We start from the raw sequence: 21,306 nt of genomic DNA on the forward strand, positions 1-21,306 counted from the left end.
CTCACGGAGCAAGGTTGGGGCCAAGGCCCGACGCCTGAAGCCCGAAGCGTGAAGTCCGAGGCCTGGAGTCTGATCGCTCTTGGCGATTCTGCTGAGAGCGTGCGGTAGTGGTTCTGCCGTTGCTCGTCCGGCAGAGTCGCCGGCATGAAGCTACTGATGCTGGGTGGAACGGAGTTCGTGGGCCGGGCGGTCACCGAGGCGGCGCTGGCGCGGGGTTGGCAGGTGACGGTCTTTCATCGTGGCAACCATGCGCCGCCGGAGGGCGCGCGTGCGCTGCACGGTGACCGGAGGGACCCGTTGGGGCCGGCGGCCCTGGCGGAGGGGGAGTGGGACGCCGTCGTCGACACCTGGAGCGGTGCGCCCTCGGCGGTACGGGACACCGCGCGGCTGTTGGCGGGCCGGGTCGGGACGTATGCGTATGTTTCCAGCCGGTCGGTGTATGCGTATCCGGCCGCGTACGGGCTCGATGAGGACGGCCCGTTGGTGGCCGGGTCGGCGGACGCCACGGACGGTGACGACTATGCGGAGGCCAAGCGGGGCGGTGAGCTGGCCGCGACCGATGCCTTCGGGGACCGGGCGCTGCTGATCCGCGCGGGGCTGATTCTGGGGCCGTACGAGAACATCGGCCGGCTGCCGTGGTGGCTGGGGCGGATCGCCCGTGGTGGGCCGGTGCTGGCGCCGGGGCCGCGGGAGATGGCGTTGCAGTACGTCGATGTGCGTGATCTGGCCGAGTGGACCCTCGACGCGCTCCAGGCGGGTCGCGGTGGTGCCTACAACGTGGTGAGCGAGGTCGGGCATGCCACGATGGGTGAGCTGCTGGAGAGCTGTGTGCAGGTCACGGGGTCGGATGCGGAGTTGCGCTGGACCGCTCCGGAGGACGTGATCGCCGCCGGTATCGAGCCGTGGACCGAGCTGCCGGTCTGGCTGACTCCGGGGGAGCTGAGGGATGCGATGTACGGGGCGGATGTGTCCAAGGCGGTGGCGGCCGGGCTGCGTTGTCGCCCTGTCGGCGAGACGGTGGCCGATACCTGGGCCTGGCTGAAGAGCATCGGCGGGGTGGCGCCGCAGCGGCCGGACCGGCGGGTGGTGGGGCTGGCGGCGCGGAAGGAGGCGTCCGTGCTGGGTGGTTAGGGTGCGCCGCACCGTGTGAGGTGGGGCCACGCCGCGTCCCCGGCGGACGCGTCACGGGGCAACGCCGGCCATTGGCGGACGTGGCAGGCAAGGTCCCGGGCGGACGTCGCAGGGCAACGCCGCCGAACGCTCCCCCCGGCGGACATCGCCGCTGGCCGCCGGGGACAGCGCCGCGCCGCGCACCGCAGCCGCAGGACCGATCCTGCGGCTGCCGTGCGGCTACACGTACCGTTCGAGGATTGACGATTCGGCCAGGCGGGAGAGGCCTTCGCGGACCGAGCGGGCGCGGGCCTCGCCGACGCCCTCGACGGTCTGGAGGTCGTCGACGCTGGCGGCGAGGAGCTTCTGGAGGCCGCCGAAGTGGTCGACGAGGCGGTCGATGACGGTGCCGGGGAGGCGGGGGACCTTGGCCAGCAGGCGGAAGCCGCGGGGGGAGACCGCGGAGTCCAGGGTCTCGGGGGCGCCGCTGTAGCCCAGGGCGCGGGCCACGATGGGGAGTTCGAGCAGTTCGGTGTGGCTGAGGGCGTCCAGTTCGGCGAGCGCTTCGGCGACGGTGCGGGAGCGCTTGGCGGTGGGCTCGGGGACGTAGTCGCGGACGACCAGTTCGCGTTCGGGTTCGACGCCGGCGATCAGCTCTTCGAGCTGGAGGGCGAGGAGCCGGCCGTCCGTGCCGAGCTCGACGACGTACTCGGCGATCTCGGTGGCGATCCGGCGGACCATCTCCAGGCGCTGGGCGACCGCGGTGACGTCGCGGACGGTGACCAGGTCCTCGATCTCGAGGGCGGAGAGGGTGCCGGCGACCTCGTCCAGGCGGAGCTTGTAGCGCTCCAGGGTGGCCAGGGCCTGGTTGGCGCGGGAGAGGATGGCGGCGGATTCTTCGAGGACCCGGCGTTCGCCGTCCACGTAGAGCGCGATCAGCCGCATGGACTGGCTGACGGAGACGACCGGGAAGCCGGCCTGGATGGAGACGCGCTGGGCGGTGCGGTGGCGGGTGCCGGTCTCCTCGGTGGGGATGGAGGCGTCCGGGACCAGCTGGACACCGGCCCGGAGGATCTTGGTGATGTCCTTGTCGAGGACCAGTGCGCCGTCGAGCTTGCACAGCTCGCGCAGGCGGGTGGCGGTGAATTCGACGTCGAGGACGAATCCGCCGGTGCACATGGATTCGACGGTCTTGTCGAAGCCCAGCACGATCAGTCCGCCGGTGTTGCCGCGGAGGATGCGCTCCAGGCCGTCGCGCAGGGCGGTACCGGGCGCGACGGCGCTCAGCGAGGCGCGCATCAGGCTCTCGGTGCCGGGGTTCCCACCGGACCTGCCGGGAGTCGATGCCCGGTCGTTGGCTGCCACTGCACTCCTCCGTCGCAAGGTCACTCGGTCCGCAGGCCGCCCGGCCCATGCTGTGGTTGACGTACCACCGGAGCGTACGTGGCCGACAGGCAATTCTGCGGTGACGGGCGAGACCAGGGCAAAGTCTACCGGCGCGCGCCCTCTTCCTGTGGGGCCTCCCGGCGCTTCCGCTTGGGCAGGACGCTGAGCGCCTGTCCGACGTCGGCGACCTCCAGGACCCGCATGCCGTCGGGGATCTTGCCGGGGTCGGAGGGGACGAGGGCGTGGGTGAAGCCGAGGCGGGCCGCTTCGGAGAGCCGTCGCTGGACGCCGGTGACCCGTCTGACCTCGCCCGCGAGGCCGACCTCGCCGATGGCGACGAGGTTCTTCGGGAGGGGGGTGTCGCTGGCGGCGCTGGCCAGGGCGAGGGCGACGGCGAGGTCGGCGGCGGGTTCGGTGAGCTTCACACCGCCGACGGTCGCGCTGTAGATGTCGCGTTTGCCGAGGGCGCTGATCCGGCCGCGCTGCTCCAGGACGGCCAGCATCATCGAGACGCGGGAGGTCTCCAGGCCGGAGGTGGTGCGCCGGGGGGAGGGGATCTGGGAGTCGACGGTCAGTGCCTGGACCTCGGCGACCAGGGGGCGGCGGCCTTCCAGGGTGACCGTGAGGCAGGTGCCGGGGACGGGTTCGGCGCGGCGGGTGAGGAAGAGGCCGGAGGGGTCGGCGAGGCCGGTGATCCCTTCGTCGTGGAGTTCGAAGCAGCCGACCTCGTCGGTGGTGCCGTAGCGGTTCTTGACGCCGCGGACCAGGCGGAGGCGGGCGTGGCGGTCGCCTTCGAAGTGGAGGACGACGTCGACGAGGTGTTCCAGGAGGCGGGGGCCGGCGATCGCGCCGTCCTTGGTGACGTGGCCGACGAGGAGGGTGGACATGCCGCGTTCCTTGGAGGCCCGGATCAGGGCGCCGGCGACTTCGCGGACCTGGGCCATGCCGCCGGGCGCCCCGTCGATCTCGGGGGAGGCGACGGTCTGCACCGAGTCGAGGACGAGGAGGGAGGGTTTGACGGTGTCGAGGTGGCCGAGGACGGCGGAGAGGTCGGTCTCGGCGGCCAGGTAGAGGTGGTCGTCGATGGCGCCGATGCGGTCGGCGCGCAGCCGTACCTGGCTGGCGGACTCCTCACCGGTCACGTACAGGGTGCGGTGGTCGTCGGAGGCGGCCTTGGCGGCGGCGTCCAGGAGGAGGGTGGACTTGCCGACGCCGGGTTCGCCGGCGAGGAGCACGACGGCGCCGGGGACGAGTCCGCCGCCCAGTACCCGGTCGAGTTCGTCGACGCCGGTGGAGCGGGCGGTGGCCTGCCGGCCGTCGACCTGGCCGATGGGCAGGGCGGCGGTGGTGACCCGGCCGGCGGCGGTCGTGCGCACGGCGGGGGCGCCGCCGAACTCCTCGACCGTGCCCCACGCCTGGCACTCGGGGCAGCGGCCGAGCCACTTCGCGGTGGTCCAGCCGCACTCCGTGCAGCGGTACGAGGGACGGTCCTTGCCCGGCGATTTACGAGTTGCCATGGGGTCACCGTAGCGGCGGGGTCTGACAGTGCCGCCGCCGCGCTGTAGGCGTGCGGGGCGCGGGCGCCGGCTCGTCGTCGGTTGCGCCGAGGGGGCGTACACCGACCGGGTGGCTTACACGAGGTGTGGGGCTGGGGGAAAGGCCCGCTCGTGTCCTCTTTTGAGGGAGATGGTCACCCGTAAGGGTTAAAACTGTCCGAGGCGAGCAGGCCTGGCTGCATCATCCCCCTACCGTCGCCGGGGTGATGAGCAGCAGGCCCGAGCACCCCACGCACTCCACCGGCGCACACCGGTCGCGCGGCGACGACCGGCGCCGGAGCCGCCCCCAGCCGCCGCAGCGGTCCGCGCCGCGCGCCCCGGGTGACCGGGGCGAAGGCCACGAGCCGTATCTGGACGGGCTGTTCACCTACTGCCTGTCCGTGCTGTGCGACCACGACGAGGCGACCGCCGTGCTCGGCGAGACCCTGGCGCTGGCCGAGCGGCACCGCGGCCGGTGCCCGGCCGACAAGGCGCTGCACCGCTGCTGGTTCTACGCCCTGGCCCGGTGGGCCTGTCTGCGCCGGCTCGCCGAGCGGTCCGGCGCGGAGTCCGGGCGGCCGGCCGCCAAGGGGGTGGGCGATGCCGAGCGGCGGCAGCGGGAACTGGCCGCGCTGGCCTGGCCGGAGGCCGCCGGCACCACCCCCGAGCAGCGTGAGGCGCTGGAGCTCTCGGTGCGCCACCACCTCTCCGCCGACGAGGTCGCCGCGGTGGTCGGTGCCGACCCGATCGCCACCCGCGCGCTGCTGGCCACCGCGTCCTGCGAGGTCGAACGGACCCGGGCGGCGCTGGCCGTCGTCGAGTCCGGGCGCTGCCGTGAGGTCGCGCAGCTGGCGGGCGACAGTCAGATGCTGCTGGGTGCGGCGCTGAGCCGGGAGCTGGTGCGGCATGTCGACGACTGTGCCGAGTGCCGGCGGACCGCCGAGCGGGCCACCGTCCCGGGGACCTGGCCGGGTACCGCGCCGGCGCAGGGCAGTCTGCCGTTGGTCAGCGCGCCCCGGGACGCCGTGCGGGGCGCGCTGGCGGCGGCCCGGCGTGCCCGTTCGGGGCGCGCAGAGGGGGTGCCCGGCGCCGGCCGCGGGGGCCGGACGAGTGGGCCAAACGGTTCTCCTCGCTACAACCGCAGCGGTTTCCCCGTCGGCACCCCCACGGACCGGGCCGCCCGGCGCCGCAGGCTGCGCGCCCGGGCGCTGACCACCACCATCGTCGCCACGGTGATCGCGGCGCCGGTGCTGGCCCTGTGGGCGGCCTACCGCGGTGGCCCCGCCACGGACGAGGCCGCGGACGCCACGCCCTCGGTGGCCGCCAACGACACCGAGGCCGGCCCGCGGCTGGGCGGCCGTCCGTACGAGAACGCCGGCAATGCCCATACGACGCCCGCGCCCGGCTTCACGGCCGGGGACGGGACGCCCGATGTGTCGGTGGAGGTGGTCAGCCCGGGCAGCAGCCCGCGCGCGTCGGTGGGCCGGGTGGAGAAGGGGCCGGGCCGGCTGACGGTCGCCGCGCAGCCGAGCGGCGGAACGACGGTGATCACGCTCAGCGCGTCGGGTGGCGCGCCGGTGCACTGGACCGCCGCGGCGGGTGCGGCCTGGCTCCAGATGAGCCGTACGGCGGGCTTTCTGCGGCCGGGGGAGACCACCACGATCATGGTCTCCGTGGACCACGACCGGGAGCCGGCGGGCCACTGGCGGGCCAGGATCGCCGTCGAGCCCGGCGGGACCGCCGTCACGATCCACGGCCACGGCACGACCGCCCCGGCGCCGGGCCCGCACGAGCCGCAGCCCACCCATCCGACGCCGGTCCCCTCGCATCCGAAGCCGACCCGTCCGTCCACGCCGACGCCGACGGATCCGACGCCCACGCCGACGCCCACGAGACCGTCGCCCACCAACCCGAGCCCGAGCCCGACCACGAGCGGCCCCACCCCGCCCTCGACCCCGTCGAACACGACGCATCCGGCGCGCTGACCCGGCCGCCGTGGCGGGAAGCCCGCGGCGCCGGCGCGCTGAGGGGCCACGGCGGCAGGAGGCCACAGCGCCGGCGCGCTGAAGGGGCCACCGTGGCAGGTGGCCCCCGCGGCGCCCCGGCGGCTACTTCTCTGCCTTCTCCGCCTTCTGCGGCTTCTTGGGGTCCGCCGGATGCGGTGCCATCGGCAGCGTCGCCGCCAGCCGCTCCTCACACAGTTCGGCGAGCCGGGCGTAGCCCTTCTTGCCCATCAGCTCGGTCAGCTCCGGCTTGTACGAGACGTACACCGGCTCGCCCGCGCCGTGCGCCGACGTCGCCGAGGTGCACCACCAGTGCAGGTCATGGCCGCCCGGGCCCCAGCCGCGGCGGTCGTACTCGCCGATCGTCACCTGGAGCACCCGGGTGTCGTCCGGCCGGTCGATCCACTCGTAGGTGCGCCGGATCGGCAGCTGCCAGCAGACGTCCGGTTTGGTCTCCAGCGGCTCGCGGCCCTCGCGCAGGGCGAGGATGTGCAGCGAGCAGCCCGCGCCGGCCGCGAAGCCGGGGCGGTTCTGGAAGATGCACGAGCCCTGCCAGCGGCGGGTCTGCCGCTCGCCGTCCTCGTCGACCTCGACCCAGCCGGTCTCCGTGCCCACGTCGTGGAACTGCCACAGCTCGGGCGTGAGCCGTGCCACATGCCCGGCCACCCGCTTCTCGTCGTCCTCGTCGGAGAAGTGCGCGCCGAGCGTGCAGCAGCCGTCGTCGGCCCGGCCGGCCTGGATGCCCTGGCAGCCGCTGCCGAAGATGCAGGTCCAGCGGGACGTCAGCCAGGTCAGGTCGCAGCGGAAGAGCTGTTCGTCGTCGGCGGGGTCGGGGAAGGTGACCCAGGCGCGGGCGAAGTCGAGTCCGACCTCGTCGGCCGGGGACTGTTCGCCGCCGGCCGCCTGGGCGCGCCGCTTTTCTTCCTTCTTCAGCGCTTTTTCGTGCTTCGCCTTTTTCGTCTTTGCCACGAGTCCAGCGTACGGGGCCGCCACGTGGACCGACCGCGCCGAGAGGAGTGCGCCGTCCGCGCAGTAGGTTTCCCCGTATGAGACTCGGTGTCCTCGATGTGGGTTCGAATACGGTCCATCTGCTGGTGGTGGACGCACACCCGGGCGCGCGCCCGCTGCCCGCCTATTCGCACAAGGCGGAGCTGCGCCTTGCCGAACTCCTCGACGAGGGCGGCGCGATAAGCGATGCGGGGGTGGAGCGGCTGGTGGCCACCGTGCTGGAGGCGCTCCAGGTGGCCGAGGACAAGGGTGTCGAGAGCGTGCTGCCGTTCGCCACCTCCGCGGTGCGCGAGGCCTCCAACGGTGAGGAGGTGCTGCGCCGGGTCGCCCTGGAGACGGGTGTCGAGCTTCAGGTGCTCTCCGGGGAGGACGAGGCGCGCCTCACATTCCTCGCCGCCCGCCGCTGGCTGGGCTGGTCCGCGGGCCGGCTGCTGGTCCTGGACATCGGCGGCGGCTCGCTGGAGATCGCGTACGGCCTGGACGAGGACCCGGACGTGGCGGTGTCGCTGCCGCTGGGCGCGGGCCGGCTGACCGCGGCCGATCTGCCCGGGGACCCGCCGGAATCCGAGGACGTACGGACCCTGCGCCGCCGGGTGCGCGCCGAGATCGCCAAGGTGGTGAGCGAATTCAGCCGCTACGGCACGCCGGACCAGGTCGTCGGCACGTCCAAGACGTTCAAGCAGCTGGCCCGGATCGCGGGCGCCGCGCGGTCCGCCGAGGGGCTTTACGTCCAGCGTGAACTGACCCGCAAGAAGCTGGAGGAGTGGGTGCCGCGGCTGGCCGGGATGTCCGCGCAGGAGCGGGTGGAGCTCCCTGGCGTGTCCGAGGGGCGGTCGCGGCAGCTGCTGGCCGGGGCGCTGGTCGCCGAGGCGGCGATGGACCTGTTCGGGGTGGAGACGCTGGAGATCTGCCCGTGGGCGCTGCGGGAGGGCGTGATCCTGCGGCGGCTGGACCACCTGCCGTAGGGCTTACGGCGGCTGGACGACCTGCCGTCGGGCTTACGGCGGCTGGACGACCTGCCGTAGGGCCTACCGGGACTGGACCACCTGCCGGAGGGCTTCCACGGACCGGTCCACTGCCCATGGGCCTACGGCGGCCGGGGCCGTCGTCCATACGTCTGCCGGGGCCGCCGGTCCGCGTGAGACTCGTCACGTCCGCTGGGGCGCGCCGTCACGCCCGTCGCGTCCGTCCCTGCCTCCCCTGGCCTGTGGGGAGCCGGTCGGCCCGCGCGCAGCGCCGTGCCGCGGCGGTCCGAACCTCCTGCCCTGTGCGCACGTCCGGCCCGTACGCTGTCCCTCGTGACAGAGCCAGTGGTGCGCATCCCGGATGCGAAGATCGCGCTGTCCACCGCCTCGGTGTATCCGGAGTCGACGGCGACGGCCTTCGAGATCGCCGCGCGCCTGGGATACGACGGCGTCGAGGTCATGGTGTGGACCGACCCGGTCAGCCAGGACATCGAGGCGCTGCGCCGGCTGTCCGACTACCACGGGGTGCCGGTGCTCGCCGTGCACGCGCCGTGTCTGCTGATCACCCAGCGCGTCTGGTCGACCGACCCCTGGGTGAAGTTGCAGCGGGCCCGTAATGCCGCGGAGAAGCTGGGCGCGTCGACCGTGGTCGTGCACCCGCCGTTCCGCTGGCAGCGCAGCTATGCGCGGGAATTCGTCCGCGGGGTGTGGCGCATGGCGGGCGAGACGGATGTGAAGTTCGCGGTCGAGAACATGTACCCGTGGCGCTACCGGGACCGCGAGATGCTGGCGTACGCCCCGGACTGGGACCCCACCAACGACGACTACCGGCACTTCACGGTCGATCTTTCGCACACCGCGACCGCGCGCAATGACGCGCTGGAGATGGTCTCGCGGATGGGTGACCGGCTGGCGCACGTCCATCTCGCCGACGGCAACGGCTCCGCCAAGGACGAGCATCTGGTGCCGGGGCGCGGCAGCCAGCCCTGCGCCGAGGTGCTGGAGCGGCTGGCCGCCAATGGCTTCGCCGGGCATGTGGTCGTCGAGGTCAACACCCGCCGGGCGATGTCGGCCGCGGAACGGGAGGCGGACCTGGCGGAGGCACTGGCCTTCACCCGGCTGCATCTGGCCTCGCCGAGCCGGGTTCCCGGTTCGTGACCGAGCAGCCGCGGCCCCCGCGGCCGGCCCGCCGTCGTGGCCGGCCCGCGCGGGACGAGGCCGGTGACGGGCCGGGCGCCCGGGAGCGGATCCTGGCCGCGGCCCGTACGCAGTTCGCCGAGCGCGGTTACGACAAGACCTCGGTCCGCGGTATCGCGAAGGCGGCCGGGGTGGACGCGGCGCTGGTGCACCACTACTTCGGCACCAAGGAGCAGGTCTTCGCCGCGGCCATCGAGCTGACCTTCGCGCCGGCCCTGACCATGCCGGACGCCCTCGCGGGCGGCGACGAGGCCGGGGTGGGCGAGCGGATGGCCCGCTTCGTGTTCGGCATCTGGGAGAACCCGGTCAGCCGGCCGCCGCTGCTGGCGATCATGCGCTCGGCGCTGACCAATGACACCGCCGCGACGGTGCTGCGCGGGCTGGTCGAGCGCCGTCTCCTGGAGCGGGTGGCGGGCGAACTGCACGTACCGGACCCGAAGTTCCGGGCGCAGCTGGCGGCGAGCCATCTGATCGGGATCGCCATGCTGCGCTATGTGATCAAGATGGAGCCGATGGCTTCGGCGGAGCTGGAGGAGATCGTCGCGATGGTGGCGCCGACACTTCAGCGGTATCTGACGAGCCCCTAAGGGGCGGTCGAACGGATGCTCTAGGGGTTCCGGGCTCCCCTTGCAGGGCCACAACGTGGCGGGCCGGGGCGGTATTCCTCGGTGGCATCGGCGGGGTGCTGTCCGTAGTGCGGGCGGGCATCTCACATACCGGAGTCGGTGTCCGGATCTTGGATCAAGAGCGTAACCTCGAATGAGCTGCTACGTATCCCGAGGGAGTGACCATCGTGCCTGAGCTGAGGTCCCGCACCGTTACCCATGGCCGCAACATGGCGGGCGCCCGCGCCCTTATGCGGGCCTCGGGTGTAGCGAGCGAGGACATCGGCAAGCCGATCGTCGCGGTCGCCAACTCCTTCACCGAGTTCGTGCCCGGTCACACCCACCTCGCCCCGGTCGGCCGGATCGTCTCCGACGCCATCCGCGCCGCCGGCGCCGTTCCGCGCGAGTTCAACACCATCGCCGTGGACGACGGCATCGCCATGGGCCACGGCGGCATGCTGTACTCCCTGCCCTCCCGCGACCTGATCGCGGACTCGGTGGAGTACATGGTCGAGGCGCACTGCGCCGACGCGCTGATCTGCATCTCCAACTGCGACAAGATCACCCCCGGCATGCTGATGGCCGCGATGCGCCTCAACATCCCGGTGGTCTTCGTCTCCGGTGGCCCGATGGAGGCCGGTCAGGCCACCCTCGTCGACGGTACGGTCCGCAAGCTCGACCTGATCAACGCCATCGTCGACTCGGTCAACGACAGCGTCTCCGACGAGGACGTCCTCCGCATCGAGGAGAACGCCTGTCCCACCTGCGGTTCCTGCTCCGGCATGTTCACCGCCAACTCGATGAACTGCCTCACCGAGGCCATCGGTCTGAGCCTCCCCGGCAACGGCTCGGTGCTCGCCACCCACACCGCCCGCCGCGCGCTGTACGAGAACGCTGGCCGCACGGTCGTGGAGATCACCAAGCGCTACTACGAGGACGGCGACGAGTCCGTCCTGCCGCGCAACATCGCCACCCAGGCCGCTTTCGAGAACGCCATGGCCCTCGACATCGCCATGGGCGGCTCCACGAACACCATCCTCCACCTGCTCGCCGCCGCCCAGGAGGCCGAGCTCGACTACGACCTCAAGCACATCGACGCCGTCTCGCGCCGCGTCCCGTGCCTGGCCAAGGTCGCCCCGAACGTCGCCCCCGGTGGCACGTACTACATGGAGGACGTGCACCGCGCCGGCGGCATCCCCGCCATCCTCGGCGAGCTCTACCGCGGCGGCATGCTCAACGAGGACGTGCACACCGTCCACTCGGCCACCCTCGCCGACTGGCTCAAGACCTGGGACGTGCGCGGCGGTTCGCCGTCCGCCGAGGCCGTCGAGCTGTGGCACGCCGCCCCCGGCTGCAAGCGCTCCGCCACCGCCTTCTCGCAGTCCGAGCGCTGGGCGTCGCTGGACGTGGACGCCGAGGGCGGCTGCATCCGCTCCGTCGAGCACGCCTACTCCCAGGACGGCGGCCTGGCGGTCCTCAAGGGCAACATCGCCGAGGACGGCTGCGTCGTGAAGACCGCGGGTGTCGACGAGTCCATCTGGACCTTCGAGGGCCCGGCGGTCGTCTGCGAGTCCCAGGAAGAAGCCGTCGACAAGATCCTCAACAAGCAGGTCAAGGAAGGCGACGTCGTCGTCATCCGCTACGAGGGCCCCAAGGGCGGCCCCGGCATGCAGGAGATGCTGTACCCGACGTCGTTCCTCAAGGGCCGCGGTCTGGGCAAGGCCTGCGCCCTGGTCACCGACGGCCGCTTCTCCGGCGGCACGTCGGGCCTGTCCATCGGCCACGCCTCCCCGGAGGCAGCGTCCGGCGGCACCATCGCCCTCGTCGAGGACGGCGACCGGATCCGCATCGACATCCCGCACCGTTCGATCGAACTCCTGGTGAGCGACGAGGAGTTGGCGGCCCGCCGCGAGGCCCTGGGCGGCGTCTACGCCCCCAAGTCCCGCGAACGCAAGGTCTCGGCGGCCCTGCGCGCCTACGCTGCCATGGCCACCAGCGCGGACAAGGGCGCGGTCCGGGACGTGACCAAGCTCGGCTGATACGGGGCGTACGTACGCAGACCCCAGCCTGCCCGCCACGATCGGGCAGCTCAGGAGAGTTCGTGCCGAGTGCCGTCGGCGACGGCGTGGAGCTTGTCCGGGTTGGCCACGTTGTGGATGGTCGAGATGCGGCCTTCCCGGTCGAAGTCGAAGGTCAGCGTGGCGACCACGCGGTCCGGGCCGCGGAAGACCACGCCCGGGCCGCCGTTGATCCAGGTGAGCTCTGCCTGCATCTGCCCGGGCTCGATGCCCTGGTAGGTCACGGTGCCGAGCGCGGCGAACCAACGGGCCACGGTCTCCAGGCCGACGACCGGCTTGAGGGCCTGGCGGACCTTGCCGCCGCCATCGGTCCACAGCGTCACGTCCGGGGAGAGCAGCTCCATGAGGGTGTTGATGTCGCCGCCCGACGTCGCCGCGAAAAAGCGCTCGGTGACGTCGCGTTGGCGGGCGCGGTCCGCGGGGAATCGGGGCCGGCGGGCCTGGACGTGCCCGCGGGCGCGGTGCGCGGCCTGCCGGACCGCCGGCTCCGAGCGTTCCACCGTCTCCGCGATCTCCGCGTAGCTGAAGGCGAAGACCTCCTTCAGCACGAAGACTGCGCGCTCCAGGGGGCTCAGCGTCTCCAGGACGACCAGCAGGGCCATGGAGACCGAGTCCGCCGTGGCGACGCCGTCGGCGGTGTCCGGGCCGGTGAGGATCGGCTCGGGGAGCCATGGCCCGACGTAGGTCTCACGCTGGTGGCGGGTCGAACGGAGCCGCTCCACCGCCAGGTTGGAGACGATCCGGGTCAGATAGGCCTTGGGGTCGGCGACCTGGGAGCGGTCGACCGCCGACCACTTGAGCCAGGCGTCCTGGACCGCGTCCTCGGCATCGGCGGCGGTGCCGAGGAGCCGGTAGGCGACGGAGAAGAGCAGGTTGCGGTACTGCTGGAAGGCGAGCTGGTCGGGGCCGGCCTGCTGCGGCTGGGTCACTTGGCGCTCCGTATCCGGGTGTAGCGGCCGCCGTGCGGCCAGAACGCGCCCGAGGCGGGCATCTTCTTCATGCGGGCGAAGGTCGGCCACGGCGCGGCGGTGACCGTCTCCTTGTACTTCGCGGCTCGCTTGCCGGTCAGCACGAGCCGGCGCGGGCTGTCGTCGGGGTGGGTGAACTGCACGACGGCATCGTTCCGGCCCAGGCTGACGGGTGTGTGGTAGTAGCCGAAGCGGAAGGGCTTGGGCTCCTTGCCGGCCAGCACCCGCAGGATCGAGAGGGCGGCGTGCACGCCGGTGGGCATGCCGCCCTGGCAGGTCCCGTGCATCACGCCGTAGCCCTGACGGATCGCCGCCGCGTCGCCCACGGCGTAGACATCCGGGTGGGAGACCGAGCGCAGCGCACTGTCGGTGACCACATGGCCGCGCTCGTCGACGGTCAGGCCCGCGGTGGCAGCCAGCGGCGAGACGCGGGTGCCGCTGGTCCACAACACCGCGGCCGCCGGGATGCCGGAGCCGTCCGCGAGCTCGACGCTGTCCGGCAGCACCTTGACCACCTCGACGCCGCTGCGCACCCGCACGCCGACCCGGGCGAGCGCCGCGTCCAGGTGGGCCTTGGCCTTCGGGTGCATGCTCGCGCCCGGCTCCTGCCGGCCCAGCAGCACCACCTGGAGCTCCGGGTGCCGCTCGGCGATCTCCGCGGCGGCCTCGACGCCGGTGAGGCCGCTGCCGCCGACCACGACGGTCCCGCCGTCGAGCCGGGTCAGCCGGTCGGCGAGGAGGGCGGCGTCCTCCGGGCTGTTGAGGGTGTAGGCGTGGTCGTCCACGCCGGGGACGGCGACGGTGTCCGCGATGCTGCCCAGGCCGTAGACCAGGGTGTCGTAGCGCAGGACCCGGTCGTCGTCGATCCGGACGGTCTTCGCCTCGGCGTCCACGGCGGTGACCCAGCCGCGCACGAAGGCGGCGCCGGTGCCGTCCAGCAGCTCCGGGATGTTCATCTCGGCCGTCTCCTGGCCGGTGGCGGTCATGTGCAGTCGGAGCCGCTCGGTGAAGTTGTCGTAGGGGTTGACCAGCGTCACTCGCAGGTTCCCACGCTTCCTGGTGCGGGCCGCGAGCTGGATCGCGGCGGAGAGCCCGGCGTAGCCGGCACCCAGGACCAGGACCTCGTGCTGCTGCGCTGCTGTCGCGTTCATCGCTCTGCCATCGCTTTCGTGTTGGTCGTTCCCGCTGTGCGGACGACCACCAGACGCAAGCTGCCCTTCCGTTCGTGACGTCGGGCGGACGTGACCTGCGTCACATCACGAGGAGAGGGCGGGCGGGCGCGGCATCAGCACCCCGAGCGCCGCGACGCGCAGCATTCAATCATGATCGACCAGGTACCGCTGGAGCCTGGATCCGTGATCCGGACGGGTGCAGGCTGACTGTCATGGACAACGCACCCACCACCGATACATCCCTCCCCTCCGCGGCGGACGCCCAAGCTGCCCCCGCTGCCGGGCTGCTGGCCGGGAAGGCCGTCTTCATCACCGGCGCCGGGCGCGGCATCGGTGCCGCCGCGGCGCGGCTGTTCGCCCGGGAGGGCGCCCGCGTCATGCTGGCGGCCCGTACCGAGGCCCAACTCAAGGCGGTCACCGAGGAGATCCGGGCATCGGGCGGCACCGCGCACTACGTGCTGTGCGACCTGGCGGACTCGGCGAGCGTCCAGGCCGCCGTCGACCGGACCGTGGAGCTGTACGGCCGGCTCGACGCGGCCTTCAACAACGGCGCGACGAGCGTGCCGCCGGGCCCGATGGACCAGGCCCGGGAGGCCGACTTCGACCACGCCTATACGGTGAACCTCAAGGGCCAGTGGCTGGCCATGACCGCCGAGGTCGCCGCCATCCGCGCCACCGCCGGGACGGGAGCCATCGTCAACAACTCCAGCATCGGCAGCCTGCGAGGCAACCCCGAACTGCCCGTGTACGGCGCCCTGAAGCGGGCGCTCAACAGCCTTACCGAGTCGGCCGCCGTCACGTACGGTCCCGAGGGCATCCGCGTCAACGCCATCGCGCCCGGCGCCACGCTCACCGAGATGATCCGCGCCTGGGAGGAGAACACCCCCGGCGTCCTCGAGCGGCTCACGGCGCAGACCCCGCTGCGCCGCATCGCCGACCCGGACGAGGTCGCCCAGGCCGCCGCCTGGCTCCTCAGCGACCGCTCCTCCTACGTCACCGGCACCGTCCTCCGGGTGGACGGCGGCACCCGGGCCTGACCGAGCCGTGGCCCCTGTCGTCGTCGGCGACGGGGGCCCGCGATGACCAGTTGTACGTCAGACGCCGGGCAGCGACCGGTCCTTGACGGCGTCGACGAAGGAGGACCAGGCGGCCGCGGGGAAGACGAGCGCGGGCCCGTGGGGGTCCCTGCTGTCGCGGACGGGGACGACGGCTGGGAAGTCGTCGGCGACTTCGATGCAGTTCCCGCCGTCGGGGTTGCTGTAGCTGGACTTGCGCCACGTGGCGGTGGTCAGGAAGTCATCGGAGACCTCGATGCACGCGCCGCCGTCAGGGTTGCTGTAGCTCGACTTGCGCCAGGTGATGGTGCTCAGGTCGATGGCTCGCACGGCACTTCCTCCAACATCCGCATGACGAACTTCCGCGATTCGGCCGGGCTCAACGCCAGGTCACGCACCGCATCGTACGCGCGTTGCAGACGCTCAACCGAGCTGGTTTCCTGGATGAGTTCACCACGGTGGGCGTTCTCGGTGTAGGCCACCGTGCGGCCGTCCAGCAGCCGCAGAAAGATCACGTCGGTGCTGACCAAGTCGTACGGCCCGGCGCTGAACGGCAGCACGTGGAGTGCAATGTTCGGACGCTCGGTTGCCACGACCAGGTGCTCAAGCTGCTTCCGCCACTCCACGGCATCGGCCAACGGCGTGCGCAGCACCGCCTCGGACAGGATGGTCCGGAACCGTGGCGGATCGTCGCCACTCAGCGACTGGCGGCGCCCTATGCGCGCTTCCACCTGCCGTGTCAGCTCTTCGCCGGCGATGTCTCCCGCCGCGAGCAAGGTACGTGCGTAGCCTTCCGTCTGGAGCAGCCCATGAATGGTGCTGACTCCGAAGTGCCACATGCTCAACGCTTCGGCTTCCAGCGTCATATACCGGCGGTACTGCTCCTTGAACTGCGTCGGATCCCCGGCCGCCAACTCCCAGAGCGTCAGCAGAAGATCCCCCGTGCCGTAATGCTGGGCCAGCGCCTCCACCACCTCCGGGCTCCCCAGCGTCTGGCCGCTCTCCAACTTGCCGAACAGCGACGAGTCCCAACCCAGCACCTCGCCGAGCTTCCGCAGGCTGTCGCCCTTCTTCGCCCGTAGTAATCGCAGCTCCTCCGCAAAGCGTCGGCGCGGCTCCTGGCTCCGTCCGGTGACCGCTCGTCTCGGCGGCATGGCAGCCCTCCTCCGTGGAAGGTGTGGAACTTAACGGTGCGGGGCGGCGAAGCACAGCCCGCGGACGGCCTTCGTGCCCGTTTCCGGGTCCATTCTCGTAATGGCCGGAACACTCACCGTAGTCATGTGTCCGGCGCTCTGTAAGGGAACCGAAGAGAACCGGCAGACAGGAGCCGCACCATGACCAGCCATCAGATCGACGAGGCGGAGGCGGTGTGTGACGAGCTGGCCGCCGCGCTGCACCGGGCGGGCATCGTGCTGCCGTCGCTGAGCGTCGACCCGGTGTCGTATACGTACCGACACCCGCGTCCGCTGGTCGAGTTGGGGCGCTGCAATGTGGAGACCGCGCACCGGCTCATCGCCGTGCTCACGGGCGCGGGCGTCCGGTGAACCCGCTCCTTGCGCGGCCCTGCGCGCCCGGCCCGTACATCTCCCCGGCGTGCCACATCGGCCGGCACGCGGCGTGCGACAAGGGGGCCGCCGACCCCGGGGTCACCTCGGTCCCCGGGGTGCGGCGCGAAGCCTGCGGCTGTCCCTGCCACGGGGCGGGGCACTGAGCTCTCACCAGCGCGCCGGGTCCTTGGTCGCCGCGGCGAAGACCGTGCCGTCCGGTGCGGCCGCGTACACCGAGCCCCGCGGGCCGTCCACCCGTGGTGCGGGCAGCGCCTCCAGATACCCGTTGTGCCGGGCGGCCGTCAGCCGTGGCGCGGTCTGGCCGACCAGGGCGCCCGAGGTGGCGTCGACGGCGAGCAGTCTGCCGTCCGCGGCGCTGAAGAACAGCCGGTCGCCGCTCACCACGGGTGGTGACCCCCGGCTGACGGAGGTCTCGGTGTCCCACTTCCGTGCCCCGACGGCCTGGAGGGCGCCGCCCTCGGCGAGCAGGTACACCGTCTCGCCGCGTACCACCGCCGATACGCCGTCCAGTGCCGCGGTCAGCGGGAGGCGCCGGGTGCGCCCGCTCGCCGGGTCGTAGCGGAGGACGGCGGTGGTGCGGTACGACAACTTGGGGTCGGTGACGGTGAGGTAGAGCGCGCCGGAGGCACCGGTTCCGGCCGGGGTGAGCACCCCCGGCAGCCGGCGTGACCAGTGGACCTTGCCGTCGGCCGGGTCGACGGCTGTGACCTGGGAGCCCGTGCCGTCCGGTGTGGGCTCGGCGGCGTAGGCGGTGTGCGGGTCACCGAACCCGGTGAACAGCGGTAGTTCATGGCCGGGGAGGCGCTTGTGCCACCGCTCGCGGTGGGTGGTGCTGTCCAGCGCGGTGACGGTGCCGTCCGCGGCGGTCAGGAGGATGCGGTCGCCGAGGACGGTGGCGCCGCCTTCGTAGCCGGAGACGTCCTTGCTCCAGCGGGTGGCGCCCTTTCCGCCGGCCGACGGGTCGAGCGCCAGCAGCCGTTCGGCGTCGGCGGAGAAGACGTACAGCAGCCCGCCGGAGAGCACCGGCGCGGTCGGCGACGCGGCGTCCTTGCCGGCGGGGGCGTCCGTACGGCGCCACGCCACGTGGCCGGTGCCGGGGTCGAGCCGGGCGGCCAGTACGCCGGGCTGGCCGCAGAAGACGGCGCCGGAGCCGGCCGTGCAGTGCGGCATCTCGGCGTCATGCCCCTTGGGGCGCTTGAGGAGGGTGGTGTGCCAGGGGCGGAAGTCGGCCTGGCCGGCGCGCGGCGGATGCGTCTGGAGGGCGGGGTCCTCGCCGGAGCCTCCGGGGGACAGCGCCTGGACCCCGGCGTACGTGCCGGCCCCGGTCACCACGAGGGCGAGGGCCGCCCACAGGGGCCAGCGGCGGGTGCGGGAGCGGAACGGGCGGCGCGCCGCGGCGGGCCGCTCCACCGGCTTCCCGGGCTCCCCGGCAGGCTCGGACCGCTCGGCGGGCTCCTCCACGGGCGCGGGCGCCCGCACATGCGTGGCCTCGGCCCGCGGCGGGGTGGCCTCGGGCCGTACGGGCTGCCGCTGTTCCGGTATCCGCAGCTGCGGCACCTCCCCGCCCGCAGGCAGCCCCATGGGTACGGCCGGCGGCGCGTCCGTGCGCAGCAGCTCCATCAGCCCGTCCGGTGTCGGCCGGTCCTCCGGGTCCTTCGCCAGACAGCTCTCGATCAGCGGCGCCAACTCCTTCGGTACGCCCGCCAGATCGGCCTCGTCGTGCACCACCTGGTACGCGACGATGTACGGGCTCTCCGAGTCGAAAGGACCGCTCCCGGTGGCGGCGTGCACCAGCACCGAACCCAGTGCGAAGACGTCCGCCGCGGGGCCCACCTCGCGCGGCCGCTGGAACTGCTCGGGCGCCATGAACGGCGGTGTCCCGATCAACTTGCCGGTCTCGGTGCGCATTTCGCTGTCGGAGGGGCGGGAGATACCGAAGTCGATGACTTTCGGGCCGTCGGCGGCCAGCAGCACGTTCCCCGGCTTGAGGTCGCGGTGCACCACCCCGGCGCGGTGGATGTCGCGCAGCGCCTCGGCGAGCCCCGCGGCCAGCCGCCGCACCTCGCCGGGCGCCAGCGGACCGTTCCGCTTCACATGATCGGAGAGGGTTGGGCCGGGGATGTGGAGGGTCGCCATCCAGGGGCGGTCGGCGTCCGGATCGGCGTCCACGACGGGCGCGGTGAAGGCCCCGCTGACCCGCCGCGCGGCCGCCACCTCCTGCCGGAACCGCCCCCGGAACTCCGGGTCCTGGGCGAATTCGGCGTGGATGACCTTGACCGCGAGCTGGAGCCCGGAGGGCGAGCGGGCGAGGTGGACCACCCCCATACCGCCGGCGCCGAGCCGGGCCTCCAGGCGGTACTGCCCGGCGTATTCCGGACGCTCCGCTTCCGGGCCGCTCCCGGAGTCGCGCAGCGACGGCATGGTTCCACCCCCGTGTGATTCCTGTGCCATTCGGTCGCAGGTGCGACGCGCGGAGCCTAGTCGATGGCGCGTACGAGTTGGGTGAGGCTTGCTAGCGTGCGCGTTGCACTGTCAACCGGTTCCCGGCGACAGGGCCGGGACGAAGCTTCACCAACGGGGGATATACGTCATGACGACACAGGACGTCGAGGGCAACGCCGAAGCGGCCGACGGCCAGGTGCTCGCCGCCGCCGGCGGTCTCACCTTTCCGATCGCGCCGGGCCACCGCGTCAGGGTCCGTAAGGGCCCCGGCACGGACTTCCCGGTCGTGCGGCTGCTGCCGGAGGGCGCGTCGATCACGATCCGCTGCCAGCGGCACGGCCAGCGGGTCAGCGGCCCGTACGGCACCTCGGACCTCTGGGACAACATCGGCCCCGGCCAGTACGTCTCCGATACGTACGTCCGGACGGGCAGCGACACCATGGTCGCGCCGCGCTGCATGAGCTGAGGCCTGGACGGCGGGTTGTTTCGCCGGCCCGCGGGGCGGGCATCGCAGGGGTGAACGAAACCGATGGGCTGCCCATACCCTCCTCGGGTGGGCAGCTCGCTGTGTTTGAGGGCGTGTTTTGTTGCCGTGTGCCCCGGAGAGGTTCTGCGGGCCTGTGCCGACGCCCCGGCCGGTCTGGCAGGCGATGGGTGGCCCCTATCTGAAGGGGTCAGCATGAGTACGAACTTCCAGCCGGGGCTACCGGGGCTGCTTTCGGCCACCGCCCTCCCCGCGGCCCGGACGGCAGCGCCGGTCAGGCCTCTGGCACTGACGACGATCCCGGTGGGCGACCATCCGGTCGGGGTCGCGGTCGCCGCCAACGGCAACGCCTACGTGACCAACTCCTCGTCGAACGATGTGACCGTGATCGACACCGCCACGGACACCGTCATCGTCCCCAGCATCCCCGTCGGCAGCGGCCCTACCGGGGTGGCGGTCGCCCCCAACGGCAAGGCCTACGTCGTCAACACCAGCTCGAACTCCGTGACGGTGATCGACACCGTCACCAACACCGTCCTCGTCCCCAGCATCTCCGTCGGCACGATCCCTACCGGTGTGGCGGTCGCCCCCAACGGCAACGCCTACGTCACCAACGAGGTCTCGAACGATGTGACGGTGATCGACACCACCACGGACACCGTCCTCGTCCCCAGCATCCCCGTCGGCACCACTCCGTACGGGGTGGCGGTCGCCGCCAACGGCAACGCCTACGTCACCAACGTGGCCTCCAACGATGTGACGGTGATCAACACCGCCACCAACACCGTCATCGTCCCCAGCATCCCCGTCGGCACCAACACGTACGGCGTGGCGATCGCCCCCAACGGCAACGCCTATGTGACCGCCTTCTCGTCGAACAATGTGACGGTGATCAACACCACCACCAACACCGTCGTGGGCGCCCCCATCCCCGTCACTCCCGGCATCAACCCAACCGGGATAGCAGTCGCCCCCAACGGCAAGGCCTACGTGGCCGACTTGAGCTCCGACGACGTGACGGTGATCGACACCAACACCAACACCGTCGTCTGCACCCCCATCCCCGTCGGCGACATCCCGTTCGGGGTGGCGGTCGCCCCGAACGGCAAGATCTACGTCACCAACCAGAATTCGGACGACGTAAGCGTCATCCCGCCGTTCCCCACGCTGACCAGCATCAGCCCCAACCAGGGGCCCACCACCGGCGGAACGCCGGTGACCCTCACCGGCACCAACCTCACCGGCGCCACTGTCACCATCGGCGGCAACAACGCCACCAGCGTCAACGTCAACCCCGCCGGTACCCAGATCACCGCCACCACCCCGCCCGGCGCGCCCGGCCCGGCGACCGTCACCGTCACCACCGACGGCGGCTGCGCCAGCCTGGTGAACGGCTTCACCTACGTCTCGGCCAGCCACGCCACCTCGCTGACCGCGACGCCGGCGCTGGCGAAGCTGTTCCCGCCGCAGGTGTACTTCCCGTTCCTGACCGCCACGCTGAAGGACGTGGTCACCGGACTTCCGGTGCCCGGCCAGACCATCACCTTCAGCACCGGCACCCAGGTCCTGGGCACCGCCGTCACCGACGCCCAGGGAACCGCCCGGCTGGACGAGACCCTGAGCTTCCCCCTGATCCTCCTCAACGGCGGCTACGACGCCAAGTTCGCGGGCACGGGCACCCTGCTGCCCTCCTCCGCCCACGCGGGGGTCATCGCCTAGTACGGCCGCCG

The 21,306-nt window shown here is 72.2% G+C and carries 18 protein-coding genes; 10 read left to right on the forward strand and 8 right to left on the reverse strand.

From position 1 onward, the window contains the following. Window positions 1-144 precede the first annotated feature (144 nt). Window positions 145-1,131, forward strand: coding sequence for an NAD-dependent epimerase/dehydratase family protein (locus ACZ55A_RS26895; RefSeq protein ID WP_468844957.1), 987 nt, complete (start codon window positions 145-147; stop codon window positions 1,129-1,131). A gap of 219 nt (window positions 1,132-1,350) precedes the next feature. On the opposite strand, the gene disA is transcribed toward ACZ55A_RS26895, so the two are convergent. Further along, on the reverse strand, window positions 1,351-2,475 hold the full coding sequence (disA, locus tag ACZ55A_RS26900; RefSeq protein WP_468844959.1) for a DNA integrity scanning diadenylate cyclase DisA: 1,125 nt from the start codon (window positions 2,473-2,475) through the stop codon (window positions 1,351-1,353). Between the two features lie 125 nt (window positions 2,476-2,600). Further along, window positions 2,601-4,013: a DNA repair protein RadA gene (gene radA, locus ACZ55A_RS26905; RefSeq protein ID WP_468844962.1), complete on the reverse strand. Its 1,413-nt coding sequence runs from the start codon at window positions 4,011-4,013 to the stop codon at window positions 2,601-2,603. Window positions 4,014-4,258: 245 nt separating this feature from the next. Between radA and ACZ55A_RS26910 the strand changes: the two genes are divergently transcribed. Further along, window positions 4,259-6,016: a BACON domain-containing protein gene (locus tag ACZ55A_RS26910; protein ID WP_468844965.1), complete on the forward strand. Its 1,758-nt coding sequence runs from the start codon at window positions 4,259-4,261 to the stop codon at window positions 6,014-6,016. Between the two features lie 123 nt (window positions 6,017-6,139). Here the strand turns inward: ACZ55A_RS26910 and ACZ55A_RS26915 are convergent, their stop codons facing one another. After that, a complete protein-coding gene (locus tag ACZ55A_RS26915) occupies window positions 6,140-7,003 on the reverse strand; it encodes a DUF3109 family protein (protein WP_468844968.1) in 864 nt (287 codons plus the stop codon). A gap of 77 nt (window positions 7,004-7,080) precedes the next feature. Between ACZ55A_RS26915 and ACZ55A_RS26920 the strand changes: the two genes are divergently transcribed. The 4 genes from ACZ55A_RS26920 to ilvD all read left to right on the forward strand — a co-directional run bounded on the left by ACZ55A_RS26920 (window position 7,081) and on the right by ilvD (window position 11,848). Then, window positions 7,081-8,007 carry a Ppx/GppA family phosphatase gene (locus tag ACZ55A_RS26920; RefSeq protein WP_468844971.1) on the forward strand — a complete coding sequence of 309 codons (927 nt, stop codon included), beginning with the start codon at window positions 7,081-7,083 and terminating at the stop codon, window positions 8,005-8,007. 333 nt (window positions 8,008-8,340) lie between these two features. Continuing rightward, window positions 8,341-9,165, forward strand: a complete 825-nt coding sequence (locus tag ACZ55A_RS26925; protein WP_468844974.1) for a sugar phosphate isomerase/epimerase family protein — start codon at window positions 8,341-8,343, stop codon at window positions 9,163-9,165. After that, a complete protein-coding gene (locus ACZ55A_RS26930; RefSeq protein WP_468844976.1) occupies window positions 9,162-9,791 on the forward strand; it encodes a TetR/AcrR family transcriptional regulator in 630 nt (209 codons plus the stop codon). The genes ACZ55A_RS26925 and ACZ55A_RS26930 overlap by 4 nt, the downstream gene beginning before the upstream one ends. Window positions 9,792-9,997: 206 nt before the next feature. Then, entirely contained in the window at window positions 9,998-11,848 is a 1,851-nt protein-coding gene (gene ilvD / locus ACZ55A_RS26935) for a dihydroxy-acid dehydratase (protein ID WP_468844979.1), read from the forward strand. Between the two features lie 50 nt (window positions 11,849-11,898). Here ilvD and ACZ55A_RS26940 read toward each other — a convergent pair whose 3' ends face one another. Then, window positions 11,899-12,816 carry an RNA polymerase sigma-70 factor gene (locus tag ACZ55A_RS26940; RefSeq protein WP_468844982.1) on the reverse strand — a complete coding sequence of 306 codons (918 nt, stop codon included), beginning with the start codon at window positions 12,814-12,816 and terminating at the stop codon, window positions 11,899-11,901. Then, window positions 12,813-14,006 (reverse strand): NAD(P)/FAD-dependent oxidoreductase, encoded by a 1,194-nt coding sequence (locus ACZ55A_RS26945; protein ID WP_468844984.1) that lies wholly within the window; start codon window positions 14,004-14,006, stop codon window positions 12,813-12,815. Before ACZ55A_RS26945 ends, ACZ55A_RS26940 begins: the two co-directional genes overlap by 4 nt. Before the next feature lie 233 nt (window positions 14,007-14,239). Between ACZ55A_RS26945 and ACZ55A_RS26950 the strand changes: the two genes are divergently transcribed. Then, window positions 14,240-15,064 carry an SDR family NAD(P)-dependent oxidoreductase gene (locus ACZ55A_RS26950; RefSeq protein WP_468844987.1) on the forward strand — a complete coding sequence of 275 codons (825 nt, stop codon included), beginning with the start codon at window positions 14,240-14,242 and terminating at the stop codon, window positions 15,062-15,064. A 57-nt stretch (window positions 15,065-15,121) separates the two neighbouring features. On the opposite strand, the gene ACZ55A_RS26955 is transcribed toward ACZ55A_RS26950, so the two are convergent. Both ACZ55A_RS26955 and ACZ55A_RS26960 read right to left on the reverse strand, forming a co-directional pair. Then, the gene (locus tag ACZ55A_RS26955; RefSeq protein ID WP_468844990.1) at window positions 15,122-15,412 is read right to left on the reverse strand and encodes a DUF397 domain-containing protein; all 291 of its coding nucleotides are present in this window, start codon (window positions 15,410-15,412) and stop codon (window positions 15,122-15,124) included. After that, entirely contained in the window at window positions 15,394-16,236 is an 843-nt protein-coding gene (locus ACZ55A_RS26960) for a helix-turn-helix domain-containing protein (RefSeq protein WP_468844993.1), read from the reverse strand. The genes ACZ55A_RS26955 and ACZ55A_RS26960 overlap by 19 nt, the downstream gene beginning before the upstream one ends. Before the next feature lie 180 nt (window positions 16,237-16,416). Between ACZ55A_RS26960 and ACZ55A_RS26965 the strand changes: the two genes are divergently transcribed. Next, window positions 16,417-16,626: a hypothetical protein gene (locus tag ACZ55A_RS26965; RefSeq protein WP_468844995.1), complete on the forward strand. Its 210-nt coding sequence runs from the start codon at window positions 16,417-16,419 to the stop codon at window positions 16,624-16,626. 171 nt (window positions 16,627-16,797) lie between these two features. Here ACZ55A_RS26965 and ACZ55A_RS26970 read toward each other — a convergent pair whose 3' ends face one another. Further along, complete coding sequence (locus ACZ55A_RS26970; RefSeq protein WP_468844998.1) at window positions 16,798-19,071, reverse strand: serine/threonine-protein kinase; 2,274 nt, start codon at window positions 19,069-19,071, stop codon at window positions 16,798-16,800. A gap of 169 nt (window positions 19,072-19,240) precedes the next feature. Here ACZ55A_RS26970 and ACZ55A_RS26975 point away from each other — a divergent pair, with 169 nt between their 5' ends. Both ACZ55A_RS26975 and ACZ55A_RS26980 read left to right on the forward strand, forming a co-directional pair. After that, complete coding sequence (locus ACZ55A_RS26975; protein WP_468845000.1) at window positions 19,241-19,558, forward strand: peptidase; 318 nt, start codon at window positions 19,241-19,243, stop codon at window positions 19,556-19,558. Between the two features lie 213 nt (window positions 19,559-19,771). Next, a complete protein-coding gene (locus ACZ55A_RS26980; RefSeq protein WP_468845003.1) occupies window positions 19,772-21,295 on the forward strand; it encodes a virginiamycin B lyase family protein in 1,524 nt (507 codons plus the stop codon). The last annotated feature ends 11 nt before the right edge of the window (window positions 21,296-21,306 follow it).

The organism is Streptomyces sp. NPDC034111 (assembly GCF_055575375.1).